This is a genomic window from Priestia sp. P5, assembly GCF_029522155.1.
Lineage (GTDB): Bacteria > Bacillota > Bacilli > Bacillales > Bacillaceae_H > Priestia > Priestia megaterium_E.
Map to the genome: position 1 here is coordinate 598,032 of NZ_JAKWFJ010000001.1, position 16,992 is coordinate 615,023.

Annotated in this window: 17 protein-coding genes; all 17 read left to right on the top strand. The window is 38.3% G+C overall.

Features of this window, described 5'->3' with window-relative positions; all coding sequences use genetic code 11:
• The first annotated feature begins 29 nt into the window (after nt 1–29).
• The 17 genes from MMB69_RS03120 to MMB69_RS03200 all read left to right on the top strand — a co-directional run bounded on the left by MMB69_RS03120 (nt 30) and on the right by MMB69_RS03200 (nt 16,965).
• Entirely contained in the window at nt 30–1,493 is a 1,464-nt protein-coding gene (locus tag MMB69_RS03120) for a UDP-N-acetylmuramoyl-L-alanyl-D-glutamate--2,6-diaminopimelate ligase (RefSeq protein WP_221812631.1), read from the top strand.
• Between the two features lie 61 nt (nt 1,494–1,554).
• Nucleotides 1,555–2,529, top strand: a complete 975-nt coding sequence (gene mraY, locus MMB69_RS03125) for a phospho-N-acetylmuramoyl-pentapeptide-transferase (protein ID WP_013058961.1) — start codon at nt 1,555–1,557, stop codon at nt 2,527–2,529.
• Nucleotides 2,530–3,879, top strand: coding sequence for a UDP-N-acetylmuramoyl-L-alanine--D-glutamate ligase (gene murD / locus MMB69_RS03130; RefSeq protein WP_221812630.1), 1,350 nt, complete (start codon nt 2,530–2,532; stop codon nt 3,877–3,879). It abuts the gene before it with no gap.
• Nucleotides 3,880–3,940: 61 nt separating this feature from the next.
• Nucleotides 3,941–5,041 (top strand): stage V sporulation protein E, encoded by a 1,101-nt coding sequence (spoVE, locus tag MMB69_RS03135; protein ID WP_013058959.1) that lies wholly within the window; start codon nt 3,941–3,943, stop codon nt 5,039–5,041.
• Between the two features lie 540 nt (nt 5,042–5,581).
• Nucleotides 5,582–6,487 carry a UDP-N-acetylmuramate dehydrogenase gene (gene murB, locus MMB69_RS03140; RefSeq protein WP_013058958.1) on the top strand — a complete coding sequence of 302 codons (906 nt, stop codon included), beginning with the start codon at nt 5,582–5,584 and terminating at the stop codon, nt 6,485–6,487.
• A 153-nt stretch (nt 6,488–6,640) separates the two neighbouring features.
• A complete protein-coding gene (locus MMB69_RS03145) occupies nt 6,641–7,399 on the top strand; it encodes a cell division protein FtsQ/DivIB (protein ID WP_016765445.1) in 759 nt (252 codons plus the stop codon).
• Nucleotides 7,400–7,824: 425 nt separating this feature from the next.
• Nucleotides 7,825–9,120 carry a cell division protein FtsA gene (gene ftsA / locus MMB69_RS03150; protein ID WP_013058956.1) on the top strand — a complete coding sequence of 432 codons (1,296 nt, stop codon included), beginning with the start codon at nt 7,825–7,827 and terminating at the stop codon, nt 9,118–9,120.
• Nucleotides 9,121–9,161: 41 nt separating this feature from the next.
• On the top strand, nt 9,162–10,319 hold the full coding sequence (gene ftsZ, locus MMB69_RS03155; protein WP_013058955.1) for a cell division protein FtsZ: 1,158 nt from the start codon (nt 9,162–9,164) through the stop codon (nt 10,317–10,319).
• A gap of 276 nt (nt 10,320–10,595) precedes the next feature.
• Nucleotides 10,596–11,519 (top strand): sigma-E processing peptidase SpoIIGA, encoded by a 924-nt coding sequence (spoIIGA, locus tag MMB69_RS03160; protein ID WP_221812629.1) that lies wholly within the window; start codon nt 10,596–10,598, stop codon nt 11,517–11,519.
• A 30-nt stretch (nt 11,520–11,549) separates the two neighbouring features.
• A complete protein-coding gene (gene sigE / locus MMB69_RS03165; RefSeq protein WP_013058953.1) occupies nt 11,550–12,269 on the top strand; it encodes an RNA polymerase sporulation sigma factor SigE in 720 nt (239 codons plus the stop codon).
• Between the two features lie 148 nt (nt 12,270–12,417).
• A complete protein-coding gene (gene sigG / locus MMB69_RS03170; RefSeq protein ID WP_013058952.1) occupies nt 12,418–13,197 on the top strand; it encodes an RNA polymerase sporulation sigma factor SigG in 780 nt (259 codons plus the stop codon).
• A gap of 345 nt (nt 13,198–13,542) precedes the next feature.
• A complete protein-coding gene (locus tag MMB69_RS03175; protein ID WP_013058951.1) occupies nt 13,543–13,797 on the top strand; it encodes a YlmC/YmxH family sporulation protein in 255 nt (84 codons plus the stop codon).
• Between the two features lie 74 nt (nt 13,798–13,871).
• Nucleotides 13,872–14,693: a peptidoglycan editing factor PgeF gene (pgeF, locus tag MMB69_RS03180; RefSeq protein ID WP_048019826.1), complete on the top strand. Its 822-nt coding sequence runs from the start codon at nt 13,872–13,874 to the stop codon at nt 14,691–14,693.
• 7 nt (nt 14,694–14,700) lie between these two features.
• On the top strand, nt 14,701–15,384 hold the full coding sequence (locus MMB69_RS03185; protein ID WP_028411471.1) for a YggS family pyridoxal phosphate-dependent enzyme: 684 nt from the start codon (nt 14,701–14,703) through the stop codon (nt 15,382–15,384).
• A gap of 16 nt (nt 15,385–15,400) precedes the next feature.
• Entirely contained in the window at nt 15,401–15,868 is a 468-nt protein-coding gene (locus MMB69_RS03190; protein WP_014458381.1) for a cell division protein SepF, read from the top strand.
• 3 nt (nt 15,869–15,871) lie between these two features.
• Nucleotides 15,872–16,141, top strand: coding sequence for a YggT family protein (locus tag MMB69_RS03195; RefSeq protein ID WP_014458382.1), 270 nt, complete (start codon nt 15,872–15,874; stop codon nt 16,139–16,141).
• A gap of 50 nt (nt 16,142–16,191) precedes the next feature.
• Nucleotides 16,192–16,965, top strand: coding sequence for a YlmH family RNA-binding protein (locus tag MMB69_RS03200; RefSeq protein ID WP_221784483.1), 774 nt, complete (start codon nt 16,192–16,194; stop codon nt 16,963–16,965).
• Nucleotides 16,966–16,992: the final 27 nt, after the last annotated feature.

Consider the following 16,992-nt stretch of genomic DNA (forward strand, 5'->3'; position numbering starts at 1 on the left):
ACTTTACAAATAGAGAGGACATGGTAGGAATGGATTTACGAGAACTACTAACACATTTACATGATTTTGTTCAGCTTCCTGAACAGAATATTGATATTACGTCAATTGAAATGGATTCAAGAGAAGTTAAGCCCGGAGCATTGTTCATTTGTATAGACGGCTATACAGTTGATGGTCATAGCTTTGCACAGCTGGCTGTGGAAAAAGGAGCAGTAGCAATCTTAGCAGAAAAGCCTGTGGATGTAGAAGTGCCTGTTGTACGCGTGAAGAGTACAAAACGAGCAATGGCGGTGCTAGCGGATGCTTTCTACAATCAGCCCACACAAAAAATGCATTTAATTGGTGTAACAGGCACAAATGGAAAAACAACGATTACACATTTAATTGAGCATATCTTTAAATCACAACATAAAAAGACGGGTCTAATTGGAACGATCGAAATTCGTATTGGTGATACGTCTTATGATGTGAAAAACACAACGCCTGAATCGCTGACGCTCCAAAAAACATTTCACCAAATGGTGGAGGAGAATGTAGAAGTAGCGATGATGGAAGTATCATCTCACGCGCTTGACTTAGGACGCGTACACGGGTGCGACTTTGACGTGGCGGTATTTAGTAACTTAACGCAAGATCATCTGGATTATCATCATACAATGGAAGATTATCGTCGTGCGAAAGGGTTGCTATTTGCACAGTTAGGAAACGCTTATAACCATAATCGTCCTAAGTTTGCTGTTCTTAATGCTGATGATGCGGCAACCGAGGAATATATTAAAAACACGGCTGCTACAGTGATTACCTATGGCATTGACCGTGACAGTGATATTCGTGCAACAAATATTCAAATTACAAACAGCGGCACAACGTTTGACTTGACAACACCGACAGAAACGGTTCGTGTAGAAATGAAGCTTATTGGGAAATTCAGCGTCTACAACGTATTAGCGGCTACGGCTTCATGTTTAGTGTCAGGTATTCCTCTGTCAGTTATTGTCGAGGAAATAAAAGTGTTAGAAGGCGTGTCTGGGCGTTTTGAAGTGGTTGATGCGGAGCAAGATTTTACGGTTATCGTTGATTATGCCCATACGCCGGACAGCTTAGAGAACGTGTTAAAAACTGTAAAAGAATTCGCAAAACGCAATATATATGTTATTGTTGGTTGTGGCGGAGATCGAGATCGTACAAAACGACCAATCATGGCTCGAATTGCAGCTGAATACAGTACACAAGCTATTTTGACATCTGATAATCCACGAAGTGAAGATCCATTGGCTATTTTAAAAGATATGGAAGAGGGTTTGGATACAGATAACTATGTGACGATTGCTGATCGTGCAGAAGCTATTCGCTATGCAGTGGAAGCAGCGCATGCAGATGATGTTATTGTCATTGCTGGAAAAGGGCACGAGACCTATCAAATTATTGGTAAAAAAGTATTTGATTTTGACGATCGAGAAGTAGCACGCAAAATGATTGAGGAGCGAAAGTAGTAATGAAATGGGTAGAGAACAAAATGAGTCGGAATGAGTTGGAAGTTAAGGAGGGAACATCGTGCTAGAACAATCAATTTTATTGACAATCGGCGTAGCCTTTTTGATTACGGTTGTATTGTCGCCGATTTTTATTCCCTTCTTAAGAAGATTAAAGTTTGGTCAAAGTATTCGTGATGAAGGCCCGAAATCTCACCAGAAAAAATCAGGTACACCTACAATGGGCGGTATCATGATTTTATTATCTATTATTGTGGCAACTCTTATTATGGTCAATCAGTATGCAGAACTTACATATAAGACGTTTCTATTATTATTTGTCACAATCGGATTTGGTTTATTAGGATTTTTAGATGATTTTATAAAAGTAGTGTTAAAGCGTAACCTTGGATTAACATCTAAACAAAAGTTTTTAGGTCAGGTTGTCATTTCAATTATTTTTTACTTTATTGCAAGACAGTTTGAGTTTTCAACTGAAGTGACGATTCCAGGAATTAAAGACCCAATCGATTTAGGTTGGTTTTATGTTGTTTTCCTTATCATCTGGCTTGTTGGTTTTTCAAATGCGGTTAACTTAACGGATGGATTAGACGGACTTGTATCTGGTACAAGTGCGATTGCTTTTGGTGCATTTGCAGTTCTTGCCTGGAATGCAGAGCAGTTTGAACTATCTATTTTCTCAGTTGCTGTAGTAGGAGCTGTGTTAGGATTTTTAGTTTTTAATGCCCATCCTGCAAAAGTATTTATGGGAGATACGGGTTCTTTAGCGCTAGGAGGAGCTATCGCTACGGTGGCTGTCTTAATGAAAATGGAATTCTTGCTTGTTATTATCGGTGGTGTGTTTGTTATTGAAACACTATCTGTTATTATTCAAGTCGCATCTTTCAAAACAACAGGAAAACGTGTGTTTAAAATGAGCCCGCTTCATCACCATTACGAGCTAAGCGGCTGGTCGGAATGGCGCGTAGTTATGACTTTTTGGGCTGTAGGACTATTATTTGCAATGCTTGGAATTTATATCGAGGTGTGGATTTAAATGAAATCAGTTAATACGTATCAAGGTAAACAAGTACTTATTTTAGGATTAGCCAAGAGCGGTTTAGCAGCCGCTCAGCTAGTTAAACAGCTTGGTGCTAAAGTAGTCGTTAATGATCAAAAACCGTACGAAGAGAACGTAGCAGCACAGGAATTAGAAAAAACGGGCATTGAAGTGGTGTGTGGACATCATCCGCTTGAGCTTTTAGACAAAGCGGATGTTATTGTAAAAAACCCTGGGATTCCGTATTCAAATGTTCTATTGCAAGAAGCATTAAAGCGAAATATTCCGATTTTAACAGAGGTAGAATTGGCTTATGAAATTAGCGAAGCGCCTTTTATCGGAATTACGGGAAGCAATGGGAAAACAACCACAACAACGCTAATTTATAAAATGTTAGAAGAAGATCAAAAGCAGCCGTTGATTGCTGGAAATATTGGAACAGTAGCTTGTGAAGTGGCGCAAAAAGCAACAAAGGACAATGTAATTGTAACGGAGCTTTCTTCTTTTCAGCTGATGGGAATTGAAAAATTCCGTCCGAAAATCTCTTTATTATTGAATTTGTTTGATGCTCACTTAGACTATCATGGCACAAAAGAGGAATATATCAAAGCGAAAGCAAATCTCTTTAACAATCAAACAAGTGAAGACTTTGCCGTTATTAATGCGGATGATGAGCTAGTGATGAAAGCTAGTGCAGATGTTAAAGCGGCAAAAGTACCTTTTTCTGTTACAGCTCAAACGACAGAAGGAGCGTATATTAAAAACGAAACCATTTTCTTTAAAGATGAAGAAGTGATGTCCTTAAAAGATGTGGTGCTGCCAGGCAAACATAATCAAGAAAACATTTTAGCAGCTGTATCCGTTGTGAAGCTGTACGGCTGTTCAAATGAAGCTATCTACCGCGTGCTCACAACGTTTGCTGGTGTTAAACACCGCGTTCAATATGTCACGACAATCAACAAACGTAAGTTTTATAATGATTCTAAAGCTACGAATATGCTTGCTACAAAAGTAGCTCTTTCCGCTTTTTCGCAGCCGACGATTCTACTTGCAGGTGGACTCGATCGCGGCAATGAGTTTGATGATTTAAAAGAAGAGTTTAAAAATGTGAAAGCTGTGATTACGTTTGGTGAAACAGCTCCTAAAATTGAACGCGTAGCAAAAGAGGCGGGAATACAAATTGTAAAACGTGTCGATAATGTTAAACAAGCAGTTTCAGAAGCATATGCTTGTTCAGATGAAGAAGATGTTATTTTATTATCTCCTGCTTGTGCAAGCTGGGATCAATTTAAAACTTTTGAAGAACGTGGTGACATCTTTATTGAATCTGTGCATAAACTGAAATAAGGGCTTGTCTAAACACCTAGAAAATACACTAGCCCTAATCTATTTTTAGAGGTGTGTGACAGTGTCGACAAAAAGGTCTACCCCAGATTTTTTTCTCATAATCGTTACGCTTTCCTTGCTAACCATCGGCCTTATCATGGTATACAGCGCAAGTGCGGTATGGGCTACATACAAGTTTAATGATTCTTTTTTCTTTGCTAAACGCCAGCTCTTATTTGCAGGGCTTGGAGTATGCGCGATGTTTGTCATCATGAATATTGATTATTGGATGTGGCGTACGTGGGCGAAGCCAATTGTAATCATTTGCTTTGTTATGCTGGTACTTGTATTGATTCCGGGAGTAGGGCTAGTACGGAATGGGTCGCAAAGTTGGATAGGAGTTGGAGCGTTTTCGATTCAGCCTTCAGAATTTATGAAGTTTGCTATGATTATATTTTTAGCGAAATATTTATCAGAAAACCAGAAGAAAATTACATCCTTTAGAAAAGGAATGTTACCGGCATTATTACTGGTTTTCTTGCCGTTTGGCATTATTATGATGCAGCCGGATTTAGGAACGGGAACGGTGCTTGTTGGAACTTGTTTAGTCATGATTTTTGTTTCAGGAGCAAAAGTAAGTCACTTTGCAGGTCTTGGGTTGCTTGGCGTTGCCGGTTTTGTAGGGCTTGTTTTATCGGCTCCTTATCGGATTAAACGCATCACCTCATTTTTAAATCCTTGGGAAGATCCACTTGGGAGCGGGTTTCAAATCATTCAATCTCTTTATGCAATTGGGCCGGGGGGATTGCTTGGATTAGGGTTAGGGCAAAGTAGACAAAAGTTCTTTTATTTGCCGGAGCCTCAAACTGATTTTATTTTTGCTATTCTGGCAGAAGAGCTCGGTTTCATCGGTGGAACACTCGTGCTGCTTTTGTTTAGCTTATTGCTTTGGAGAGGAATTAAAGTAGCGCTCGGAGCACCTGATCTTTACGGAACGTTTTTAGCCTTAGGAATTATTTCAATGGTTGCGATTCAAGTCATGATTAATATAGGCGTGGTAACAGGTCTTATGCCTGTTACGGGAATTACGCTTCCATTTTTAAGTTACGGCGGATCATCGCTGACGCTCATGCTGGCAGCAGTTGGAGTTTTGTTAAATGTTAGTAGATATTCTCGCTATTAATTGAAAAAAAATGTATAATGTCAAGTAGGCAATGGTCTACTGAAGTAAACCGTCATCTTAAATCCAAGTGCAAGCCGGATTTTGTTGGCGGTTTATTTTCGATTTTTTACAGGTAGATGATATTTTTGTATGAAATGTTTTTAAAATGTAATGTTGTGATAACCAATTTTGAGTCCAACTATGGTATGATGTGTAAGGTTAAATGTTTTATCTTAGTGAGTAGGTGAACGTATGTGCACTTATGAGCGTAGCGTTTTTTTATGACTGTCAGCATGTGTTTAACTTCTAAATGAAAAACGATAAAAAAACAATCAAAATTACTTTATATAGCAGATGAACGTACATTCTATGGGTGAATGTCATACGATAAATAAAAATGATGAAATTGACAACAGAATAGAGTGCCTTTGTAGAAAAAATGTATCTTACAAGGTGCTGCTGCTTAGTTATGAATCTGTTCTTATTATTCTTATGCATTAGAAGTAAGGGCGCATTGACATGAAAGTTTTATAACAGCAAAGAGGGTTTTAGGAGGTTCTTATGGAAGCGTTAGTAAAAGAGTTAGTCGAAGCGAATATTGGAAAGGTTCGTGAAAATGAACCGCTAGCAAAACATACAACAATGAAAATTGGTGGTCCAGCAGATGTGCTTGTAGAACCTGATTCTGTTGATCACTTAAAAGTTACAATGGATATTATTAAAAAACACGGCGTGAAATGGAGAGCGATTGGTCGAGGATCTAATCTGCTTGTCTCTGATAAGGGAATTGAAGGTGTGGTCATTAAGCTCGGAGCCGGATTAGATGATTTAACAGTAGATGGAGAGACGGTTACTGTAGGTGGGGGATACCCTAGCATCAAGCTTGCAACAGTTATTACAAAACAAGGTCTGTCTGGACTGGAGTTTTCAAGTGGAATTCCTGGATCTGTGGGAGGCGCTGTTTATATGAATGCAGGTGCCCATGGTTCTGATATGTCTCATGTAGTCGAAAAAGCGCTGATTTTATTTGAAGATGGCACTCTTGAGTGGCTGACAAATGAAGAGCTTCAATTTTCGTATCGTCATTCAATTCTACAAAAAGACCGTCCAGGAGTATGTGTAGAAGCCGTGCTGCGTTTGAAAAAGGGAACGAAAGATGATATTGTGGCGGTCATGCAGAAAAATAAAGACTATCGCCGCGAAACACAGCCTTGGAATTTCCCTTGTGCGGGAAGTATTTTTAGAAATCCGCTTCCAAATTATGCAGGAGACTTAATCGAAAAGTCCAACTTAAAAGGTTTCTCAGTAGGCGGTGCGCAAATTAGTGAGCAGCATGCGAACTTCATTGTCAATACAGGAGATGCAACGGCTTCAGACGTGCTGAATTTAATTGCTCATGTTAAGAAAACAATTAAAGAGAAATTTGATATTGATATTCATACAGAAGTTGAGATTATCGGCCGCTAATTACTCAGCCTGTCGCTGTATGGTTATGCGTGAAAAGGTAGCTTTTATGTGTTTATTCTATGCTATAATGGGGATATTCTCATGAAGCAAAGATTGGAAATAAATAGATGGTAATTCTTCGTTTATTTTCTCAAATGGATAAGGGTGAAAAAAATGGAAAAAGGTAAGTTAATTGTTTTAGAAGATCGGGTACCGAAGCTGCAAGAACAGCGAAAGCAAAAAGCAAATAGACGGCTGATTTTGTATTTATCACTCTTTTTCATCCTTATTTTATTTATTGTATATTCTCAATCTTCTCTGAGTAATGTTTCTAACATTGAAGTACAAGGGAATAAACATGTAAGTGATAAGGATATTGTCAAAGCGAGTGGTCTGTCCAAAAAAACCAGCTACTGGAAAGCTGATGCTGATCAAATTCAAGAAAAAGTCGAAAAAAACCCTGAGGTAAAGGAAGCTGTCATTCACAAAACATTTCCTAATAAGGTCGTAATCGACGTAAAAGAGTACGCAAGAATTGCATATGTAACCTCGGGGAATAAATATTTCCCTGTGAATGAAAATGGAAAAGTTTTAAAAGAAGTAAGTGCTAAGAAAGTGTCATCCGACGCTCCGCTGCTAATTGACTGGAAAGACGGAGACGCTATACAAAGCATGGTTCAAGAATTAGCTAAAACGCCTAAGAGCATAAAAGGGGCTATTTCTGAGATTTACTATGCGCCGACAAAATCAGAACCTCTTCACATCGAGGTGTTTATGAATGATACGCGTGAAGTAAGCGGGAAAATTAGCAACTTCTCTGATAAAATTGTTCATTACCCAGCTATTGCAAGTAAATTGAGTGATGATCAAAAAGGTATTATTGATTTAGAAGAAGGATATGCATTTAAACCTTATAAAAAGAGCAAGCAGTAATTATTTTTTATAAGTGTTAATTAAAGGAAATAGATGAGTTGAGACTGGCAAACTAGCCCTCGTACATTGTATAATCACATGCAAGTATTCTGCATACATATGATTTTCTTCTCCGTTGCTGTGAAATGGAAATGTAATATTTGTTCTAGGTAAGTTTCGCTTTTCTCAGTGTACATCTTAGTGTAGACTTGTAGTTAAATAGCTTTTTTCAGTGAATTTTAGGCTTAAATCTAAAAAAAAGTCAAAACCAGAACGTTTTGTTCTTTGAAAGAGATAAAGTCTGTGAAAAACTTGAAAAAAATTGATTTTACAAAAGGGAAACAGATGTATTTGTTGAATATTTTCATATAATAAAAAATTAATATTGTTGTTCTTCTTAATTTATTAAGATGACATGTGCAGAAAGAAAAAGGAGGTGCCAAAGAATGAACAGCAATGAAATATACGTTAGTTTAGACATCGGTACATCCAGTGTGAAAGTAATCATCGGAGAGATGAGTAACGATTCATTGAATATCATTGGTGTAGGGAATGTTAAATCACACGGACTAAAAAAAGGTTCTATCGTTGATATAGATGCAACAGTTCAATCTATTAGAAAAGCAGTAGAACAAGCTGAACGAATGGTAGGCATTACAATTAAAAAGGTTGTAGTGGGCATAAGCGGAAATCATGTATTTTTACAGGATTGTCACGGAGTAGTAGCCGTGTCAAGCGAAAATCGTGAAATTACAAACGAAGATATTCATCGAGTAATTGATGCTGCTCAAGTCATGTCTATCCCGCCAGATCGTGAAATCATTGATGTTATTCCAAAGCAATTTATTGTAGATGGCTTAGAAGGTATTAATGATCCTAGAGGTATGATTGGGGTACGTTTAGAAATGGAAGGCACAATCATAACGGGATCTAGAACGGTTTTACATAACTTATTACGCTGTGTAGAAAGAGCTGGTTTAGAAATCAGTGATATTTGTTTACAGCCTCTAGCCGCTGGTTCAATTGCATTATCTCGTGATGAAAAAAACTTAGGTGTCGCACTGGTAGATATCGGTGGAGGTTCAACAACGGTTGCGATCTTTGACCAAGGACATTTGAAAGTAACAAATGTACTAGCTGTTGGCGGAGAGCACATTACCAAGGATTTATCGATTGGCCTTCGCACATCGACTGAAGATGCGGAAAACATTAAGATAAAGCATGGACATGCTTTCTACGATCATGCTTCTGAAGAAGAAGTATTTAGTGTACCGATCATTGGAAGCGATCAGCATCAGCAGTTTAATCAGCTTGAAATCTCTGATATTATTGAAGCTAGACTAGAAGAGATTTTAGATATGATTACGCAAGAGGTAAATCGCCTAGGATACAAAGATATTCCAGGAGGGTTTGTTTTAACAGGCGGAGTAGTAGCGATGCCTGGTATCCTTGAGCTAGCTCAAGTGATTTTAAAGAATAACGTGCGCATAGCAGTGCCTGATTATATTGGAGTACGTGAGCCGCATTATACAACAGGCGTAGGATTAATAAAATTTGCATACAAAAATGCTAAAATACAAGGCCGAGAAATTGGAGCGCCAGTTGTGGAAGAAGAGCCGATTGAGCAAGAAATGATCAAACCTAGCCCGAAACCACAGCAGCCGCAACAATCAGCTGAGCAGCCGAAAAAGAAAAATGACCAAAATTTAATGAAGAAGTTTTTTGGATACTTCTTTGATTAACGTTACGGATTGGTAATTTCGAAGAATTAGGAGGAACTATCATGTTGGAGTTTGATACAAGTGTAGACCAATTAGCGACGATTAAAGTAATCGGTGTCGGAGGCGGCGGTAACAACGCGGTTAACCGAATGATTGAACATGGCGTCCAAGGTGTAGAATTTATTGCAGTTAATACAGATGCACAAGCATTAAATTTATCAAAAGCTGAAACAAAAATGCAAATCGGCGCTAAATTAACAAGAGGATTAGGTGCAGGTGCTAATCCAGAAGTTGGTAAAAAAGCAGCTGAAGAAAGTAAGGAACAAATCCAAGAAGCACTAAAAGGTGCAGACATGGTTTTCGTAACAGCTGGTATGGGTGGAGGAACTGGAACTGGTGCAGCTCCAGTCATTGCCCAAATTGCTCGTGAGCTAGGAGCACTAACGGTAGGTGTTGTTACTCGTCCGTTTACGTTTGAAGGCCGTAAGCGTTCTACTCAAGCAGCAGGCGGTATTGCGTCAATGAAAGAAGCAGTGGATACGCTGATTGTTATTCCAAATGATCGCTTATTAGAAATCGTTGATAAAAACACGCCAATGCTAGAAGCGTTCCGTGAAGCGGATAACGTATTACGACAAGGTGTGCAAGGTATTTCAGATTTAATCGCAGTTCCTGGATTAATTAACTTAGACTTCGCTGACGTGAAAACAATTATGTCTAATAAAGGATCTGCACTTATGGGTATCGGTATTGCGACTGGTGAAAACCGCGCTGCTGAAGCAGCTAAAAAAGCTATTTCAAGTCCACTTCTTGAAACATCTATCGATGGAGCTCAAGGTGTGTTAATGAATATCACAGGCGGTACAAACCTAAGTCTTTACGAAGTACAAGAAGCTGCAGATATCGTTGCTTCGGCTTCTGACCAAGAAGTGAACATGATCTTTGGATCTGTTATTAACGAAAACCTAAAAGACGAGATTGTTGTTACAGTTATTGCAACTGGCTTTAGTGACCAAGATTTATCACAGCCAAAACCAGGTCGCCCTTCGTTATCGGCGAATCGCATGCAGCAATCGACACAGCAACCGGCTCCACAGCCAAAGCGTGAAGTAAAGCGTGAAGAACCTGTACAGCAAGAATATACGCGTCCATCTCAGCCACAGTCTGAAGATGCGCTAGATATTCCAACATTCTTACGAAACCGTAATCGTAGACGCTAAGAAAATAAAAAGCCAAGACCTCTGTTTTATACAGAGGTCTTTTTTTATGCAATGAATCTAGAAAACTCAAAAAGAGTATAAAAAACATTCGACATGGTCAATATGACGCCTTCAAAGGGTTTGTGTTTTCTTTCTAAAAATGGTGTGACAAATATCGAATGATTTCCTCAAAAATACTGCTTGTTTCTCGGCATGAACTGACAGACTTTCTAATAGGATGTACTATATACTAATTTTTAACAGAAAAATTCAGAAAGAATGGAGAGGTTATAAACATTGCCAATCTATTTAGATTTAATATGGATGCTGAATTTTGGGTTAGATACGATCTTACTAATGTTATGTGCTGTTGTACTTAAACGGAATTACAAGTGGTGGCGGCTTTTGCTTGGCGGCTTTATCGGTTCATTGATTGTCCTTCTTATGTTTACACCTTTTTCTCATCTTATGGTTCATCCTGCTATTAAAATTTTATTCTCGTTTTTTATGGTATTGATGGCGTTTGGTTATAAACGACTGCGCTTTTTCTTTGAGAATTTATTAACGTTTTATTTTGCAACCTTTGTTGTTGGTGGAGGGTTAATGGGCGTTCACTTTTTATTTCAAGATCAGTTCCTTGTTCTTAATCAAATGGTTGATACGAAATCTCCACAGTTTGGTGATCCTATTAGCTGGATATTTGTTCTTATTGGTTTTCCGCTATTATCTTATTTTTCAAAAGCACGAGTTGATGATTTGCGAATGAAAAATATTACATTTGATCAGCTGGTAGATGTAGAAGTTATTTTAAACGAACAGACGCTGTTGATGAAAGGACTTATTGATAGTGGGAATCAGCTTGTAGATCCGCTGACGAAAACCCCGGTTATGATTGTTACAGCAGATTCTTTAAAAGAAATATTGCCTGAAGGCTTAATGGAATTAAGCAAAAATGTTCAATCCTTTTCACACAGCGAAGATATTGATCAAGAGTGGTATTCAAAAGTCCGCTTTGTCCCTTATCGAAGCGTAGGCCAAGCCAATCAGCTGCTGCTTGCTCTAAAGCCAGATATGGTAAGGCTGGTACATCAGTCCAACACGATTGAAGTCACTAAAGTATTAGTAGGTATTAGTCATACAACGCTTTCAGTGGAGAAGCAATATGAATGTATTGTTCATCCGAAGCTTATCGTTATTGGAGAAGTAAGTTCCGCATCGTAAAAGGTGTGAACAAATAAAGGAGGATACAGAATGGCTACATATCGAATTCGATTTCAATTATGGTGGTACAAATTATTAATTAAACTTAAGCTAAAAACAGATGAAGTGTACTATATAGGAGGAAGTGAAGCTCTTCCACCACCTTTAACAAAAGATGAAGAAGAAGTGCTCTTGAAAAAACTTCCATCAGGAGATGAAGCAGCACGTTCACTGTTGATTGAGCGTAATTTGCGACTTGTTGTTTATATTGCCCGCAAGTTTGAAAATACGGGAATCAATATTGAGGATTTAATTAGCATTGGTACCATCGGTTTAATTAAAGCAGTAAACACGTTTAATCCTGAAAAGAAAATTAAGCTAGCGACGTACGCCTCTCGCTGTATTGAAAATGAAATTTTAATGTATTTGCGCCGCAACAATAAAATTCGATCTGAAGTTTCATTTGATGAGCCGTTAAATATTGATTGGGATGGAAACGAACTGTTATTATCTGACGTGATGGGAACCGAAGAAGATATCATCACAAAAGACCTAGAAGCGAATGTAGATCGAAAACTTTTGCTGAAAGCACTGCACCAATTAAATGATCGGGAAAAGCAAATTATGGAGCTGCGCTTTGGGCTAGCCGGCGGAGAAGAAAAAACGCAAAAAGATGTAGCTGATATGCTAGGCATTTCTCAGTCTTATATTTCAAGGCTCGAAAAACGAATTATTAAACGGCTGCGAAAAGAATTTAATAAAATGGTTTAAGTAAAAAAGCTGATTGTATAAGGGCTGAGAAGCATCTTATACAATCAGCTTTTTTAGCGTGGAATTGTCAGAATTGTAAAAGTGCATATTTTTTCCTTCTGAGGAGATACTGAATTCAGAACATCATCTCCTGTTAGGAGGGAAAGAGTTGACAAGAAATAAAGTAGAAATTTGTGGAGTAGATACTTCGAAACTTCCCGTATTAAAAAATGAAGAAATGCGAAAGTTGTTTAAACAAATGCAGGCTGGAGATGGAACAGCAAGAGAAAAGCTAGTAAGCGGAAATTTACGTCTCGTACTCAGCGTGATTCAACGTTTTAACAATCGTGGAGAATTTGTTGATGACTTATTTCAGGTTGGGTGTATTGGATTAATGAAATCCATTGACAATTTTGATTTAAGTCAAAACGTGAAGTTTTCTACATATGCTGTCCCAATGATTATAGGGGAAATTCGCCGCTATTTACGTGACAATAATCCAATCCGTGTTTCTCGTTCCCTTCGTGATATTGCTTATAAAGCTCTTCAAGTTCGTGAAAGGCTTATGAGTGAAACATCCAAGGAACCTACAGCTGAGGAAATTTCAAAAGTCCTAGAAGTGCCGCATGAAGAAATTGTGTTTGCTTTAGATGCTATCCAAGATCCGGTTTCTCTATTTGAACCTATTTACAATGATGGTGGAGACCCAATCTATGTCATGGATCAGCTAAGCGATGAACGCAACCGTGATTCAACTTGGATTGAAGAAATTGCTTTGCAAGAAGGTATGAGAAGATTGAACGAGCGAGAAAAACTAATTTTACGAAAGCGCTTCTTTCAAGGTAAAACACAGATGGAAGTGGCTGAAGAAATTGGTATTTCTCAAGCGCAGGTTTCTCGTTTAGAAAAAGCTGCTATTAAACAGATGAATAAAAATATTCAAAGTTAACAAAAGCTATCTAAACTGGCAGCTGCTCGCGTTCATATAATTAATACCATTCACTTTATTTGATGTTCAACTTAATAAGCATCGTGTCTATAAAAACAGACGCGGTGCTTATTTTGTATGTATCAATGAATACATGACCAAAAGATATTCATGTTAGATTTCCTATTGCTATAAGGACTTCTCGCTGCTTGTTGAGAATGTCTCTTGATGAAAAACTGTGTAATTAGTGAACAAAATGCTTATAGAAAGAGAATGGCAGAGAAAAAATAAGCTTTTCCTTCATGAAATGAAAATTTGAAAATATATATAGGCTAAGGAATAAAGTTGGCTATAGGAGGAGAGAGCATGTTAAAGATTTCAGAGTTTCAGCTGAAAGACGTAGTGAATGTAGCTGATGGCAAAAAACTTGGAAATGTAGGGGATATTGATATTGACTTAACAACGGGAAAAATACAGGCCGTCATTATCGGAGGCTCTCGTGTATTGGGCTTCTTTGGAAAAGATGATGAAATTGTGATTCCGTGGAAAAATATTGTGAAAATTGGTTCTGATGTCATTTTAGTACGTTATAAAGACGCATTTCAGCCTGAAGAGAATTAGTTTTTTGTCAACAGCACCTAGCAATCTGTGGTACAATATGTGAGAACAAATGAAACAAGGGATGTGTCACATACATGAATCCTGAGCCATTAAAAAAAAGCCATCACGAGTCGTTTATGTGGCTGAGCCCTTGGGTAGAAAAGAATGATATGCTTGTTGTTGGTTTCACCACAAAAAATGGTGGCGTGAGTAAACCTCCATTTGCTTCTTTTAACCTAGGGCTTCACGTAAACGATAACGTAGAAGATGTTATTACAAATAGAAAAATTTTAGCAGCCGAACTAGACATGTCTTTTGAAAGCTTTGTATGTGCTGAACAAGTACATGAAGCAACTGTTCAAAAAGTAACAAAAGCCGACTGTACAAAAGGACTCTACAAGTATGAAGAGGGCATAAAAGCAGCGGATGGCATTTATACAAATGAATCTGATATTTTGTTAGCTTTATGTTATGCAGATTGTGTTCCGCTGTACTTCTATGCGCCTGATCACCATTTAGTTGGTCTTGCTCATGCTGGGTGGAAGGGAACAGTAAAAGATATTGCAGGAAATATGATTCGGCGGTGGGTAGAGCAAGAAAATGTTCCGGTTGAAGATATTTACGTGGCGATTGGCCCTTCGATTGAAGATTGCTGTTATGTTGTCGATAACCGCGTCATTACACAAGTAAACGAAGTAGTTGGCCAAAATGGATATCAAGAAGTAAGCCCTGGACAATACGCGCTTAATTTAAAAAAAGTCAATAAGCTGCTGATTCAAAACGCAGGCGTATTGCCGGAACGAATTTTAACATCGTCGTATTGTACAAGCTGTGAAGATGACCTGTTCTTCTCACATCGCCGCGACCAAGGGAAAACAGGACGCATGTTTAACTTCATAGGCTTTAAGGAGGAGTAATTACATAGTGACAGCTAGCGTAAGTGAAAATCTAGAAGCAGTTCAACAAACAATTGCTGAAGCATGTAAAAAAGTTAATCGAAATCGAGAAGATGTAGAGCTGATTGCTGTAACAAAATACGTTTCCACAAAACGAGCAGCAGAAGCAGTGGATGCAGGCATTTTACATCTCGGAGAAAACAGGGATGAAGGTCTTCTAGAAAAGTATGAATCAATCGGTGAGAAAGCGACCTGGCATTTTATCGGAAGCTTACAAACAAGAAAAGTAAAAAATGTGATTGATAAAGTTGACTATATTCATTCACTAGACCGATTATCTTTAGCAAAAGAAATTGATAAACGTGCAGGACATCGTATAAAATGTTTTGTACAAGTTAATGTTGCCGAAGAACAATCGAAGCATGGCCTTGCTGTAGAAGAGGTAATTCCATTTATTCAATCTCTTGAAACATTTACAAATATCCAAGTAGTTGGATTAATGACCATGGCTCCTCACACAGATGACGAGTCCTTGCTTCGCAGCTGTTTTCAAGGTCTAAAGAAATTGCAGGATCGTATACAAGAACTAAACCTCCCGTATGCACCTTGTACGGAGCTATCAATGGGAATGTCAAACGATTATGCAATTGCAATTGAAGAAGGAGCAACATTCATTCGACTAGGAACCACGTTAGTTGGGAATGAACGTTAAGGAGGTGTAATTCAAGATGAGTATGAAAAATCGCTTTAGAAGTTTCTTTGCTCTTGATGACGATACTGAATATGTAGAAGAACATTACGAACAAGAAGAGTCGGTAGAAGAGCCTGTACAGCAGTCGAGACCAGCAGTGAAAGCTAGTCAGCAGCCGAATCAGCAGCAAAATGTGATTAGCTTGCAAAGCGTTCAAAAATCATCAAAAATGATGCTTTGCGAACCGCGCGTCTATGCCGAAGCACAAGAAATTACGGATCATTTAAAAAATCGTAAAGTCGTAGTTGTTAATTTACAGCGCATTCAACGAGATCAAGCAGTGAGAATTGTCGACTTTTTAAGTGGTACAGTTTATGCTTTAGGCGGGGACATTCAAAAAATTGGAACCGACATCTTTTTATGTACACCTGATAATGTAGACGTAAGCGGAAGCATTTCAGATATGATGGGAGAACACGATACAACAAACGTAAAGAGGTGGTAGTTTTTGGACATCGTTTTTGGGATTCTTGGGCAATTGATTGGTCTTTACTCATGGGCACTAATTATTTACATTTTGATGTCTTGGGTACCCGATGTAAGGGCATCTAAGTTTGGTCAGCTGCTTGGCAGTATTTGTGAGCCTTACTTAGAGCCTTTTCGTAAAATCATTCCGCCGATTGGCATGATTGATATTTCACCTCTTGTTGCAATCTTTTTACTACGATTTGCGCAAGCAGGGGTACGTTCACTTCACAGTATGGTTGGATTTATTTAAAAAGGAATCGCTGGATTCCTTTTTTACATACCAATAGTAGGAGTAATAATATGTCTATTTATGAACATTTTAGGCAAGAAGAACATGGATTTATTGACCAGGTTCTTCAGTGGAAAGAAGATGTCCTACATCAATACAGCCCAAAATTAACGGACTTTTTAGATCCAAGAGAACAGCAGATTGTGACGGCTATTGTCGGGACTGAAGGAGAGGTTCAAGTTTCATTTGATGGTGGACAACCGTTTGCTGAACGCAAGCGTGCGCTGCTATATCCGGATTACTATGTACCTCAAAGCGAAGATTTTCAGTTGTGTATGTACGAGCTCAATTATCCTAAAAAGTTTGTGACAATTGAACATCCTCAAGTTCTTGGTTCGGCGATGTCTTTAGGACTGCGCCGTTCAAAATTTGGAGATATTTTGGTCGCGGGAGACGATATTCAGCTTGTAGCTGCAGAGGAAATTTCTTCCTATATTGAGATGAATTTAACATCAATTGGAAAAGCCAAAGTTTCACTTTCTTCTATTCAAAGAGAGCAGCTGCATGTGGTAAAAGAAGAGCTGATTGAACACGTTTATACAGTTTCTTCAATGAGGCTTGATGTTTTGCTGTCGACTATTCACAATTTATCAAGACAAAAAGTCCAGCCGTTTATTGCAAATGGAGCGGTAAAAGTAAATTTTAAAGTCATTGAACAGCCGTCTTTTGAATGTCATGAAGGTGATATTTTGTCGCTTCGTGGCCACGGCAGAAGTCGTATCGTTTCACTTGAAGGCAAAACCAAAAAAGAAAAATGGCGAATTGTTGTAGGAAAGCAGAAATAAAGAAATCTACTAGCAGGAAATTTTAAA